The sequence below is a fragment of the Arthrobacter sp. PL16 genome, from assembly GCF_035985055.1.
GTDB classification, from domain to species: Bacteria; Actinomycetota; Actinomycetes; order Actinomycetales; family Micrococcaceae; genus Arthrobacter_D; species Arthrobacter_D cheniae.
In genome coordinates this window covers 121698-133776 of record NZ_JAXCIC010000003.1, presented here as the reverse complement: position 1 = coordinate 133776, position 12079 = coordinate 121698, and the positions used below count along the sequence as shown (strand labels likewise).

General features: G+C 67.1%; 14 protein-coding genes. 8 read left to right on the top strand and 6 right to left on the bottom strand.

Annotation, left to right across the window (positions count from 1 at the left end; translation table 11 throughout):
* Positions 1-101: 101 nt before the first annotated feature.
* Positions 102-449, top strand: a complete 348-nt coding sequence (locus RCH21_RS07820) for an ArsR/SmtB family transcription factor (RefSeq protein WP_326963902.1) — start codon at positions 102-104, stop codon at positions 447-449.
* Between the two features lie 12 nt (positions 450-461).
* The gene (locus tag RCH21_RS07815; protein ID WP_326963901.1) at positions 462-959 is read left to right on the top strand and encodes an SRPBCC family protein; all 498 of its coding nucleotides are present in this window, start codon (positions 462-464) and stop codon (positions 957-959) included.
* A 60-nt stretch (positions 960-1019) separates the two neighbouring features.
* Here the strand turns inward: RCH21_RS07815 and RCH21_RS07810 are convergent, their stop codons facing one another.
* Positions 1020-2165, bottom strand: coding sequence for a fatty acid desaturase family protein (locus RCH21_RS07810; protein ID WP_326963900.1), 1146 nt, complete (start codon positions 2163-2165; stop codon positions 1020-1022).
* 21 nt (positions 2166-2186) lie between these two features.
* Positions 2187-3299, bottom strand: a complete 1113-nt coding sequence (locus RCH21_RS07805; RefSeq protein WP_326963899.1) for a ferredoxin reductase — start codon at positions 3297-3299, stop codon at positions 2187-2189.
* Between the two features lie 97 nt (positions 3300-3396).
* Between RCH21_RS07805 and RCH21_RS07800 the strand changes: the two genes are divergently transcribed.
* The gene (locus RCH21_RS07800; protein ID WP_326963898.1) at positions 3397-4596 is read left to right on the top strand and encodes a PucR family transcriptional regulator; all 1200 of its coding nucleotides are present in this window, start codon (positions 3397-3399) and stop codon (positions 4594-4596) included.
* Here RCH21_RS07800 and RCH21_RS07795 read toward each other — a convergent pair.
* Positions 4593-5456 (bottom strand): DNA-3-methyladenine glycosylase family protein, encoded by an 864-nt coding sequence (locus tag RCH21_RS07795; protein ID WP_326963897.1) that lies wholly within the window; start codon positions 5454-5456, stop codon positions 4593-4595. The genes RCH21_RS07800 and RCH21_RS07795 overlap by 4 nt on opposite strands.
* On the bottom strand, positions 5453-6247 hold the full coding sequence (locus RCH21_RS07790; protein ID WP_120148946.1) for an SDR family NAD(P)-dependent oxidoreductase: 795 nt from the start codon (positions 6245-6247) through the stop codon (positions 5453-5455). Before RCH21_RS07790 ends, RCH21_RS07795 begins: the two co-directional genes overlap by 4 nt.
* A gap of 253 nt (positions 6248-6500) precedes the next feature.
* Between RCH21_RS07790 and RCH21_RS07785 the strand changes: the two genes are divergently transcribed.
* From RCH21_RS07785 to RCH21_RS07770, 4 genes are all read left to right on the top strand, one after another.
* Entirely contained in the window at positions 6501-6806 is a 306-nt protein-coding gene (locus RCH21_RS07785; RefSeq protein ID WP_120148709.1) for a DUF4193 domain-containing protein, read from the top strand.
* 121 nt (positions 6807-6927) lie between these two features.
* Positions 6928-7569: an alpha/beta hydrolase gene (locus tag RCH21_RS07780; RefSeq protein WP_326963896.1), complete on the top strand. Its 642-nt coding sequence runs from the start codon at positions 6928-6930 to the stop codon at positions 7567-7569.
* Positions 7570-7645: 76 nt separating this feature from the next.
* Complete coding sequence (locus tag RCH21_RS07775; protein ID WP_326963895.1) at positions 7646-8572, top strand: AEC family transporter; 927 nt, start codon at positions 7646-7648, stop codon at positions 8570-8572.
* Positions 8573-8702: 130 nt separating this feature from the next.
* On the top strand, positions 8703-9515 hold the full coding sequence (locus tag RCH21_RS07770) for a YsnF/AvaK domain-containing protein (RefSeq protein ID WP_326963894.1): 813 nt from the start codon (positions 8703-8705) through the stop codon (positions 9513-9515).
* Between the two features lie 25 nt (positions 9516-9540).
* Here the strand turns inward: RCH21_RS07770 and RCH21_RS07765 are convergent, their stop codons facing one another.
* Entirely contained in the window at positions 9541-9939 is a 399-nt protein-coding gene (locus tag RCH21_RS07765) for a VOC family protein (RefSeq protein ID WP_326963893.1), read from the bottom strand.
* A 212-nt stretch (positions 9940-10151) separates the two neighbouring features.
* Between RCH21_RS07765 and RCH21_RS07760 the strand changes: the two genes are divergently transcribed.
* A complete protein-coding gene (locus RCH21_RS07760) occupies positions 10152-10793 on the top strand; it encodes an HAD family phosphatase (RefSeq protein WP_326963892.1) in 642 nt (213 codons plus the stop codon).
* 65 nt (positions 10794-10858) lie between these two features.
* Here the strand turns inward: RCH21_RS07760 and RCH21_RS07755 are convergent, their stop codons facing one another.
* Positions 10859-11851 carry a Gfo/Idh/MocA family protein gene (locus RCH21_RS07755; RefSeq protein ID WP_326963891.1) on the bottom strand — a complete coding sequence of 331 codons (993 nt, stop codon included), beginning with the start codon at positions 11849-11851 and terminating at the stop codon, positions 10859-10861.
* Between the last annotated feature and the right edge of the window lie 228 nt (positions 11852-12079).

Below are 12079 nucleotides of genomic sequence, written 5' to 3'. Positions count from 1 at the left end.
CGGCGAATCGTTCGAACGGGTAGGCGCCCGCCGTCCTTCCTGCCACGTCGGCAATACCGAACCGTTGACGGCGGCACCACCCGGGAGTAACGTACAACCATATGGTTGTAAATGCGTTGAGCGAGGACGAGGTGGACCGCCTGTTCCAGGCCCTTGCCGATGCGACACGGAGGGACATCGTGGCGCGCGTCCTCATCGCCGAATATTCGGTATCCGGCCTGGCCGAGCAGTACGACATGAGTTTCGCCGCTGTACAGAAACACGTGGCCGTCCTCGAGCGGGCCTCACTCGTCACCAAGGAGAGACGCGGACGGGAGCAGATCGTGCGGGGACAGGTCGACGGCGTGCAGAAGGCCCGCCGCCTGCTCGACGAGTACGAGGAAATCTGGCGGCAGCGAGTCGACAGGATCACGGACATCCTTGCAGCCGATGCGCAGGATGAGGACTAGGAAGGCAGCATCATGGCGGTCATCAGTACGGAGAAGGACATCGAAGCACTGAGCTTCAGGCTGGTCGCGGAATTCGACGCCGGCGTCGAGCGCGTCTGGCGGATCTGGGCCGATCCGAAGCAGCTCGAGCGGTGGTGGGGCCCACCGACATGGCCCGCGACCTTCGATGCCTACGAGTTCGAGCAGGGAGGGCGCGCGGCCTACTACATGACGGGCCCCGACGGCGAGAAGGCACGGGGCTGGTGGCGCATCACCGCAGTGGAGCCGCCTCACCGCCTGGCGTTCGACGACGGTTTCGCGGACGAGAACGGTGACCCCGTGGCCGACCTCGGCGAGACGCACGCGACGGTGACCCTGGAAGACATGGGCGGCCGGACCCGCATGACCATGGTGACGGCGTTCGAGTCCCTCGAGCAACTCAACCAGATGGTCGAGATGGGCATGGAGGAGGGGCTGAAGCTCGCCCTCGGGCAGGTGGACGCACTCCTCGCGGAGGACGCCTCGGTCTGAGGCGGGCACATGAAGGCGCCGCCGCCCCGGATGCACCCGGGACGACGGCGCCGGCCGTGCTTACGCCGTAGCAGTCTTCGGTGTGCGGTTGGGCAGGGCGAGCTTGAAGATCTTCGCCCAGGTGGACCCGACCTGCTTGGGCAGGGGGCCCGTGGTGTAGGGCAGCTTGTAGCGCGTGCAGATCTCGCGGACCTTCACGGCGACCTCGGCATACCGGTTGGACGGCAGGTCGGGGAAGCAGTGGTGCTCGATCTGGTGGGACAGGTTGCCGGTCATGAGATGCATGAACTTGGAGCCGGAGATGTTCGCTGAGCCGATCATCTGGCGGACATACCAGTCACCGCGGGTCTCGCCCTCGACCTCCTCCTCGGTGAACGTGTCCGTGCCCTCGGGGAAGTGGCCGCAGAAGATGACGGCGTGCGCCCAGAAGTTACGGATGGCGTTCGCGGCAAGGGTGCCGTACAGGGCCTGCTTGCCGGACCCGGTGAGCATCGCGACCGCGGGGGTAGCGGCGTAGTCCTTGCTGAACTGCTTGACGACCTTGACGCCCACCGCCTTGAGATCGCGGTTCATGGCCTCCTTCGTCTTGAGGCCCTCCTTGTACTCGGGGATCTCGAGGTCGTACAGCGCGATGCCCCATTCGAAGACCGGCGCCAGGATGGCGTTGTACAGCGGGTTGCCCAGGTTGAAAGGGCGCCACGGCTGGTCGGGGTCCATGCGGAGCAGGTTGTATCCGACGTCCCTGTCCTTGCCGATGACGTTCGTCCAGCGGTGGTGCAGGTCGTTGTGCGTGTGCTGCCAGGAGCGCGCAGGCGTGACGAAGTCCCATTCCCACGTGGTGGAGTGGATGTCAGGATCGCGCATCCAGTCCCACTGGCCGTGCAGGACGTTGTGCCCGATCTCCATGTTCTCGAGGATCTTGGCGACGCTCAGCATGGCCGTCCCGGCGAACCAGGCGGGCTTGTACTTGCTGAACAGGAGGGTGCCACGGCCCGCGAACTCGAGGCTGCGCTGCACCTTGATGACGCGGCGGATGTAGGCGGCGTCGGCGGCCCCCCGCTTGGCGAGGATCTCGTCGCGTACGGCGTCGAGTTCACGGCCGAGCTCCTCGACCTGCTCGTCGGTCAGGTGCTTGGCGGCATCGGGGCGGACCAGGGGGTGGCCCGACGCCGCAAGGGCGCCCGGGCGGGTCAGCGTGGTGGTCATGGGGACTCCTCTGGTGGGGGATTAAAGATCGAGGTTCACGGGTCCGGCGGCAGCCGAGACGCAGGTCTGGATGAGCTGTCCGGGATTGTTGTGCAGTTCGCCGGTGCGGAGGTCCCGCACCTGTCCGGCGCGCAGCGGGATGAGGCAGCTGTGGCAGATGCCCATGCGGCAACCGCTGGGCATGAGGACGCCGGCGTCCTCGCCGATGTCCAGAAGGGGGGTGTCGCCATCGGCCTGCACCTCACGGTCGGACTGTTCGAAGGTGACGAGGCCGCCGTCGTGCCCGGCGCCCGCCAGCAGGTCCGTGCTGAACCGCTCGATGGTCAGTGTGCCCGTGGTGGCCGCCTGCGTTCCGGCGCCGGACGAGATACCGGGCATGGTGCTCGCGGTCTCGAGGGCGGCCTCACGCTGCCACAGTTCCTCGGCGTTGTTCAGGAAGCCTTCGGGGCCGCAGGCGTAGGCGGCGCGTGAGCGCCAGTCCGGGCACAGGTCCGCGATGGTCTTCGCCGTGAATTCGAGCCGTCCGCGGGCGCTGGTGAACCAGTGGCGCACCGTGAGGTTGGAGAACTGGTCTGCAAGCTCGTCCAGCTCCTCGCGGAAGAGGCTCTTCTCCGGCGTGCTGTTGGAGTTGATGAGTACCACGTTCGCGTCGGGGCGACGGGGGATCAGCGTGCGGATCATCGACATGACGGGCGTGATGCCGCTGCCTGCGGTGAGCATGAGCAGGGAGCGCGGGTGCTCGGGAAGCACGAAATCACCCTGGGGCGGTGCGAGGAACAGGATGTCGCCCGGCTTCGTGTCGCGGACGAGGACGTGGGAGACGGCTCCGGCATCCTTGACGGTGATCGCCGGGTCATGCCCGGCGGCGGTGCTCAGGGAGTAGGAACGCCAGTGGCGGACACCGTCCAGTTCCACGCCGATGCGCGCCCACTGCCCGGCCTTGTGGGCATGCCAGCCGTGGCCGGGGTGGAAGTAGATGGTGGCGGAGTCCTCGGTCTCATGCACCACGCGGGAAACGACCCCGCGGAGCTGGCGTGAGGAATACACCGGGTTGAACAGGGCCAGGAAGTCTTCCGGTGTGAGCGGTGTCGTAAGCGCGGAAGCTGCACGCGCCAGCTTTTTGAGCCGGATCATTCGGTTAACGATATAGCCTCTCCCGCTAAAACTCTTCACTCATGACATACAGTTGACGGAGAAGAATTGTCTTGACGAATTAGATGAGGTAGCTGGCGTGGGTCCTGACGAGGTAGGTGTGGCCCCACCCGAGCCGCCATGGCTGGCTCTTCCCGCGGACGTGAGCGAGAGATTGAGGCCGCTTACCCCGGACCTCGTCGACGCCATCATCCAGGCGGTTCCCCAGCTGGTCCCGGCCTACGCCCGGCCCATCGAGGGTGATTTCGGCAGGGGCCTCCGCATGGGTGTCGCGGCCGCCCTGGAGCGGTTTCTCGAATTGCCGGGCACGAGCCTGCCCGCCCTCTCCGACCAGAGCCGCCAACTGGTGGCGGGCCTCGGCCGCGGCGAATTCCGTCAGGGGCGCAGTATGGATTCGTTGCTCGGCGCCTACCGGATGGGGGCTCGCGTGACATTCAGGGAGATGTCGCGCCGTTCCATGGAGGCCGGGCTCGGCTCGGCCGTGGTGGTGGATCTCGGGGAGTCGATCATGGCGTACATCGATGAGCTCTCCGCGGTGAGCGCCGAGGCTTACGCGTTCGCGCAGTCCGAGCGCGCCGGCGCCGTGGACCGCCGTCGTGCCGAGTTGCTGGAACTGCTCCTCCTCGGGGAGTCCGACGAGACGGTACTGCGCCAGGCCGCCTCGCTCGCCGACTGGGCCGTGCCCGCGCAACTCGCCGTCGTGACCCTTCCGCTCGAGCGGGCCCAGGGGCTCCGCCAGAGGTTGACGCCGGGCGCCATCGTGATCGAGCGGGAGACCGACGCCGTCGCCCTGGTGCCCGAACGCGGACCGGCGTGGCGTGCCGACCTCCACCGGACCCTCACGGGGAGGAGCGCGGCCATCGGGCCCGCAGGCGAGCTGGAACAGGTGGCCGAGTCGCTGCGGCTGGCGGTCCTCGCCGCGTCCATGCTGCCGCCTCGCGAGGGCGATGACGAGCCGCCCGTGTGGGCGGACGAGCACCTCATCGAGGTGGTGCTGGCGGCGGAGCCCTCGGCCATCGGGGAGCTCGCCCGGCGTCGGCTCGCACCGCTGGCCGCTCTGCCCCGGAACCAGCGGCAGAAGCTCGAGGAGACCCTGCTGGCATGGCTGCGGCACTGGGGTCAGCGGACGCCCATCGCCGACGAGCTCGGGATCCACGCGCAGACCGTCGGCTACCGCGTCCTGCAACTGCGGGAACTCTTCGGCGACGACCTCAAGGACCCGAAGGTCCGCTTCGAGCTGGAACTGGCGCTGCGCAGCGGACGGAAGGTCCCGGCCTAGTCCCCGCTGTAGGTCGCGGACGTCCAGAGGTGGAACAGGGCGTAGGCGCGGTAGGGGCGCCACTCTTCGGACAGGCGTTCGGCGTCCCTGATGCTCGGGTTACCCATGGCGCGCCGGGCCACGAGGTCGCCCGGCGTGAAAGCGTCCGGGTCGCGGAGCACGCGCACGGCGAGGTAGTCCGCCGACCACGGACCGATGCCGGGGATCGCGAGAAGCTCCCGTCGCAGCTGTGCCTGGTCGGCCGAGGCATCGAGGAACAACCCGTCGACGACGGCGCGTGCCACGTTCTGCACCGTCGTCGCCCGCGTGCGGGTCACGCCGACGGCTGCGCGCAGCTCCTCGTGCGGTGCGTCGGCGATGACCTGCGGAGTGGGGAACAGTGTGAGGCCCGACGGCGACGCCGACCCGTAGGCGGCGGCGAGCCGACCGCCGAACGTGCCACCGGCCGCCACGGACACCTGCTGCCCGAGGACCGTCATGATGGCGGCCTCGAAAGCGTCGGGATAGCCGACCGCCCTCAGGCCGGGCCGGTCGCGTACCAGTGGGCCGAGAAGCGGGTCGCCCTCGAAAGCACGGGCGACGGCGCCGGTGTCCGTGTCGAGGTCCAGCCATGCCCGGGTGCTGTCGATGAGGTGCTCGAACTCGCCGTCGTCGTCCGTATCCGCTGTCAGTCCGACGTCGTCCGGCCGGATGGTGACGGTGACGCGGCGCGGGCCGGCCGGCGTCCCGAGCATGCGTGTGTGCGTGCGGTCCGCGCGGTCCGCAACCTCACAGCCGGGGATGGCGTGGTTCGCGAGGATCGCTGCCATGGGCCCGGGTTCGAGTACGCCGTTCGGGATGAGGACCGCGCTCCGGCTCACGGGAGGATGGCGTCCACGTATCCGCCGTCCACGCGCACCGCTGCGCCCGTGGTCGCCGACGCGAGCGGGGACGCCAGGTAGGTGACCATGTTGGCGATCTCCTGAGGCTCGATCAGGCGCTCCAGCAGTGACTGGGGCCGGTGGTCCTTCATGAACTGCCGCTGCGCGTCCTCCCAGTCGAGGTCCTTGTCCACCAACTGGTACACGAAGTCCTCGACCCCGCCGGTGTGGGTGGGGCCGGCGATGATCGAGTTCACGGTGACGCCCGTGCCCCTGGCCTCCTTCGCGAAGCCGCGCGAGACGCCGAGCAGCGCCGTCTTCGAGACGCCGTAGTGGATCATCTCTGCGGGGATGACGACGGCGGAATCGCTGGCGATGTACTGGACGCGGCCCCAGCCGGCCGTCATCATCCCGGGCAGGTAGGCGCGCGTGAGCCGGATGGCGGTGAGCACGTTGACCTCGAAGTAGCGGCGCCACTCGGCGTCATCGATCTCCAGGGCCGGCCGTGCACCGAAGATGCCGAGGTTGTTGATGAGGATGTCGACGGCGGGCAGGACGGCCAGAGCTCCTGCGAGTCCTTCGTCCGTGGTGACGTCCGCCGCCACGGCTACCAGATCGGCGTCGGGCACGTCCTTGCGGATGACCTCCATGGCGCGGGAGACGCTACGGTTGCTGCGGCCGTTCACTCCCACGCGGGCGCCTGCGGAGGCGAGCGTGGCGGCGATGGCCAGTCCGATGCCCTGTGTGGATCCTGTCACGAGGGCCGTCTTGCCGCCGAGGTCGAGTGCCAATGCCATGAGGAGCTCCTGGGATGATGGGGATTGGCTTCAACCCTACGACGGCGCGTGCGGGCATTCGCCCCGTCTACCATGCCGGGGCTGTTCCGTCACATTGCGGTACGGATTGACGTGAGCAGACCTGTTGGAGAAAAAGTCCAGCCGTAGCGGGTATATTGCTCCCGGTATATGGAATACTTCCGCCTCTTCCGAGGTTGAGAGTGGCATCTGGGCGACATTCCCGCCCCATAGAAGGAGATCTACCCCCATGGCAACCGACTACGACGAGCCACGCGTTCGCCCGGAAGACCAGCCGGCCAACGAGTCCCTCGAGGCAATCCAGGCACAGCGCAGCGCGACCACGCAGACTGCGTTGATCGATGTCGAGGACGGCGAAACCGCTGAAGGGATCGACCTCCCCGGGGCCGATCTCTCGCACGAGGAACTCCTCATCCAGGTCATCCCCCAGCAGGAGGACGAATTCACCTGCATGTCCTGTTTCCTGGTGCACCACCGCAGCCAGCTTGCGCGCGAGAAGAACGGCGACAAGTTCTGCATGGAGTGCGAGGGCTGACAGCTTCCCGCAGTGCATGAAAGCCCCTGGCCCCACCGGCCAGGGGCTTTCATTGTGAGGGGCACCGATCGATGCGTGAAGAGGGTCCCACCGACATTCCCAGCCGCAGTACGGTGGTGGGATGAATTCCTCGCACGTCATCGTCCTGCCCGGCGGCGGCTACGGCATGCTGTCGGACAATGAGCGGGAGATCGTCGCCGACCGGCTGCGCTCCCTCGGACTGTCGGCCAGTATCTTCGACTATCCCGTCCAGGCACGGCACCCGGCCCCGCTCGACGCCGTCCGGGCCGAGATCCGGAGGGTGCGTTCGGCCGGAGCCGAGCGGGTGGCGCTCCTCGGCTTCTCCGCCGGAGGGCACCTCGCGGGCCACGCCGCGCTGACAGCCGGCAATGAAGCCGAGGAGCGTGTCGACGCCGCTGTCCTCTGCTATCCCGTGGTCTCGATGGAACTCGCGACGCATCGCGGCTCCCAGGACGAACTGCTCGGGCCCGACGCCGGTGGGGAGTTCCGCGCGGCGACGTCGCTGGACCGACTGGTAACGGCCGACGCCCCGCCGTTCTTCGTCTGGCACACCGCGGCGGACGAAGCCGTGCCGGTACAGCACGCCTACCTCCTGGCGCAGGCGCTCGCAGCCCACTTGGTCCCGCACGCCCTGCACGTCTTCACCGAGGGCGAGCACGGCCTGGGACTGGCCGAGGGACAGGGCGCCGCCGAACAGTGGATCCGGCTGGCCGCCGAGTGGCTCCAGGCGCGGGGCTGGTGATCGGGGCCGTCCTGACCGCAGCCCTGACACGAGCCCGGCGTCGCGCGTCGACTGCTCATCCAGCCTGCGCCACCCCATGATCCTGCAGACCCTGGTGGCGCTCGGTCCGGTGATCGGGCTGATCGCGCTCGGTTACGGCATCAGGGCACGCAGCTTCCTCTCGCCGTCGTTCTGGCCGCCGGCCGAGCGGCTCTGCTACTTCATCCTCCTGCCGGCCCTGTTCATCAACGGCACCGCGACGGCGGATCTCGCGGGCCTGCCGATCGGACTCATGGCGCCGATCCTCGCCGGACCCGTCATCGTCACGGCGCTCGGTCTCGTGATCGCGCAACGCTGGCTGGACCTCGATGGACCGGCCTTCACCTCGGTCATGCAGGGCAGCATCCGGTTCAACAACTATCTCGGCCTGTCGATCGCCCTGGCCCTCTTCGGGTCCGACGGCGTCGCGCTCGCTGCCATCGCCAATACCGTCCTCGTTCCACTCGTGAACGTCCTCTGCACGCTCGCGTTCGCTCGCTACGGCTCGGAGCGACTCACCATCGGCGGAACGGTTCGGAGCATCATCACCAACCCGTTGATCCTCGGCTGCGTGATGGGCATCCTGCTCAACGTGACCGGCGTCGGCCTGCCGCCGGGCATCGCCGAATTCGTGCGGACCCTCGGCACGGCGTCACTGCCGCTCGGCCTGCTGTGCGTGGGGGCGGCGCTCGAGCTGCGCAGCATGGGCCGCAACCTCGGCGCGGTGCTGATGGCGACTGCGGTCAAGTTCGCGGTTCTGCCGGGCCTCGGGATCGCGGGCTGCCTGCTCTTCGGGCTGACCGGGGAGCCTGCAGCCACGGTGATCCTCTTCCTTTCCCTCCCGACGGCGTCGTCGGCCTACGTCATGGCGAGGGCGCTGGGCGGTGATTCGCGCCTCATGGCGTCCACCATCACGCTTCAGACCGTGGCGGGAGTGCTGTACCTGCCCATGGTGTTTCTCGTGATCGGGGTCCTCACGGGCTGAGGGTGCGCGGACAGCGGCAGCCGCCGGCCTGGAATGGACGACAAACCGGGAATTGGGTAGTAAGCATGCTTGCTATCGGAGGTGACGCGACCTACGGTGATGAAAAGTCAATCTCCTCGAAAGGGCCATCATGATCACGCTCGAACAGATGAAGAACTCGATGAACGCCGGCGCCAACGTGCTGAGCGAGGACGGAGCAGTTCTCGGTCCCATGGGCCAGCTCTACGTCGACGACGCCACCGGGGAACCCAGCTGGGTGACCGTGACCACGCACACGATGGGGAAACCGGAATCGTTCGCCCCGCTGCACGGCGCAACCCTCGACGGCCGCAACGTCCGCCTGCCCTACACCCATGCGAAGGTGTACGACTCCCCGAAGATGTCGCTGGACGGCCACCTCAGCCCGGAGGAGGAGCAGCACCTCCTGCGCTACTACGGGCTCATGGCGGCAAAGGACGACGACGTCACTGCGGACCAGGCAGCTCCCGACACCGGCCGCACCCGCAGCCAGTCCTCCCGCCCCGAGGGCGACTACGCGATGACGCGCTCCGAGGAGCAACTCCGGGTAGGAACCGAACTCCGCGAGACGGAGCGCGTACGCCTCGTCAAGCGCGTGGTCACCGAGGACGTCACCATGACCGTGCAGATCCGGCGTGAGGAGCTCGTTGTGGAGCGCGTGCCGGTCAAGGACGGAGCGCCCCTCTACGACGACGGTGCGGGCACCTTCAGCAAGGCCGAGCGCGACCGGCTCTACGCGGCCGTCGAGACCGCCTTCAACGGCGACGTCGTCGAAATGGTCCTGTACGAGGAGAAGCCACGCGTCGAGATCGACGTGGTCCCCATCGAACGCGTGCGCATCAGCCGCGAGGCGCGCACGCACGACGAAACGGTCACGGGGCAGGTGCGCAAGGAAGTGATCGAGACAGAGCGCATCGAGCTGTAGGAACCGGCGTCGGACTGCCGCGCGCCTAGTCCTCCCGCGAGGACAGCACGCAGAATTCGTTGCCGTCGGGGTCGGCGAGAACGTCCCAGCTCACGTCCGGGCCCTGCCCAACGTCGGCCCTTGCGGCGCCGAGCGCCAGGAGCCGCGCGATCTCCTCGTCGCGGTCGTCGCCGGTGTGCGGCGCAAAATCCAGGTGCAGGCGGTTCTTGCCCTCCTTACGGTGCTCGACGGGAACGAACACGAGGCCGGGCGGGACCTGCTCGAAGCGGAGCCTCGGCGCAAGCTCGCGTGCCCACGGCGGCACGAGTACTGCCTCGTCGGGGTCCTCGAACATGATGTCCCAGCCGAGGGCCTCGGCCCACCACCGGGCGAGGGCTCGATGGTCCGTGGATTCGATGACGGTGGAGTACCAGCGCAGGGTCATGCCCCGATTGTGCTCCGACCACCGGCGTGGCGCACCGTCATCCGGACAGGCACCGTCCGCGAGGTCTCAAGCGGAATCTGTTCGCGTTCTCGTCCGGCGCGCCGTACTCATCCAGCGCGGTAGGTGTCGCCGTCGCCGTAACGCTACAGCGAACGGGCTACGCTTCGGGTCGTGGGTGACGGCACGTGTCACCCACAGAGAGGTCGAGACGGATGGTTGATTGGGGTCGGGACTCGGACGAGCTCATCTCCGCGATGATCACCCAGGGAACGGGTGCCCGGGTGATCTGGGACTTCGACGGCGTGGTGGCGCACACGGAACCCCTGCACGAAGACAGCTTTCGTGAGTTGGCACGCCGCCGGGGCTATCGCTTCGCTGATGACTTCTTCGCCGACCTCATAGGGAACACCGAGCACTGGATCTGGTGCCGCCTGATCGAACGCGGCTTCCCCGCCGAGACGGGTCAGATCCAGGGCCTCTATTCTGAGCGCGCCGTCGTCGTTGCTGAAGCAGCGAAGCGGAGCCTCGAACCGTCGTGGGTAGCCTCACGGTTGATGCCGGCGCTGTCAGGAGTAGCTGCGCAGCAAACCGTCGTATCGAACGGGAATCCTGACCTGATCGAAGAACTCCTGCAATCGTGGAATCTGGCCAGATACGTCGATGTTGCTCGACGTGGACCTACCGAGGACAAGGAAGTTGTTTTTCGAGCCCATTGCCTGCTCCCCTGCGTGGTCCTGGAGGACAGCGACCATTACCTCGGCATCGGCCGGGAACTTGGAGCCTTCACTGTGGGCGTGCGGCATTCACATAACCCACGAGCCACGCTGAATGCCGACGTGACCACTGCGCTGTAGGAATTCACCGCGAGAGCAGCCCTCATGCGCACTGCCTACCGCTGCGATACGTTCCGGATCGTGGTTCAGGCGCCGTCTTGTGATCGCGCTGCACTGTCGAGCGCTTCCAGCACCCGCGCGTTGTTCGCGGCGTCTGCCAGATTGTACCGAAGCGGCACGCCGTTCAGAACGCTGTCGGCGAAATGTTCACCCATCCGTACGAAGTGGTTCCCGCCCTTGATCCTGTGGTGAATGCTGTCCTGCCCGAAGTGATGCTCCTCCAGAACGGAGTCCTCTTCCAGAAGGCCGAAAGGATTGTCGAGGTAGAGCCGGCCCTCGGTGCCCGTGAGCTCCAGGAAGTTGCGGCGCTCGAGGTTGACCCCGGTATCGAAGAGGGCGGTGGCGCTTCCGGGAAAGCGCAGCATGCCCGCGAAGCTCGTATCGATCCGGCCTGTGTCGCTGGCGTCACGGTAGTTGCCGAAGGCTGCGACGTGGACCGGCTCCTGGCCCGTGACCATCCGGCTCACGTTGACGCAGTAGCCTCCGGCGTCGAAGAGTGCACCACCGCCGAGACCGGTATACCAGCGAATGTTGTCATCTCCGCCGGCGTCGAAAGTGTGTCCGACGTGGAGAAAGGTCAAGGTACCCACTGCACCGGACGCGAGTAGCTCCTGCAGCTTCTCGAAGCGCGGGTGGAAACGGTACATGAAGCCTTCCAGGACCCGGAGTCCGGTCTCCTCGGCTTTGCGCGTGATCTCCTCGACCTCCGCAGCGCTCATCGCCAGGGGTTTCTCACACAGGACGTGCTTGCCTGCGTCCAACGACTTCAGAACCCACTCACGATGCAGTGCGTTCGGCAGCGAAATGTAGACAGCGTCGATGTCCGGCGAGGCAAGCAGCGCCTCGTAGGAGCTGAACGCCTGCGGTACGCCATGCTTGTCGGCGTACTCCCTGGCCCTTTCCTCCGTACGGGAGGCGATACCTATGACCTCACCGTTCCGTGTCTGCTGCAACGCCGGGATCGTCTTGCGGATGATGCGGGCGGTGCCCAGTACGCCCCAACGCAATGTCTTGCTCACGCTATTCTCCTTTTCAACCACCCCGGCTGAGCCAGGATGGAGTCGCAAATCCACGGATCGATCGCTACCGGTACCGGTTGTTGCTGCATCCTACGACGTGAAAGCGTTCAGGTCGTTGAGCTCCGTCACGGTGGTGACACGCGCGTGATGGGCGGGTTTCCGATGCCTGTGTGGAGCGGCTTCTACCGGGGGGAGCGGGCGCGCCTGGCGCGTGGCTCGAGCCGTTGC

Coding starts and splice junctions, on each gene's coding strand:
- RCH21_RS07760 (WP_326963892.1), top strand. CDS start 10,152: ATGGTTGATTGGGGTCGGGACTCGGACGAGCTCATCTCCGCGATGATC.
- RCH21_RS07770 (WP_326963894.1), top strand. CDS start 8,703: ATGATCACGCTCGAACAGATGAAGAACTCGATGAACGCCGGCGCCAAC.
- RCH21_RS07805 (WP_326963899.1), bottom strand. CDS start 3,299: ATGATCCGGCTCAAAAAGCTGGCGCGTGCAGCTTCCGCGCTTACGACA.
- RCH21_RS07775 (WP_326963895.1), top strand. CDS start 7,646: ATGATCCTGCAGACCCTGGTGGCGCTCGGTCCGGTGATCGGGCTGATC.
- RCH21_RS07785 (WP_120148709.1), top strand. CDS start 6,501: ATGGCAACCGACTACGACGAGCCACGCGTTCGCCCGGAAGACCAGCCG.
- RCH21_RS07765 (WP_326963893.1), bottom strand. CDS start 9,939: ATGACCCTGCGCTGGTACTCCACCGTCATCGAATCCACGGACCATCGA.
- RCH21_RS07820 (WP_326963902.1), top strand. CDS start 102: ATGGTTGTAAATGCGTTGAGCGAGGACGAGGTGGACCGCCTGTTCCAG.
- RCH21_RS07810 (WP_326963900.1), bottom strand. CDS start 2,165: ATGACCACCACGCTGACCCGCCCGGGCGCCCTTGCGGCGTCGGGCCAC.
- RCH21_RS07780 (WP_326963896.1), top strand. CDS start 6,928: ATGAATTCCTCGCACGTCATCGTCCTGCCCGGCGGCGGCTACGGCATG.
- RCH21_RS07815 (WP_326963901.1), top strand. CDS start 462: ATGGCGGTCATCAGTACGGAGAAGGACATCGAAGCACTGAGCTTCAGG.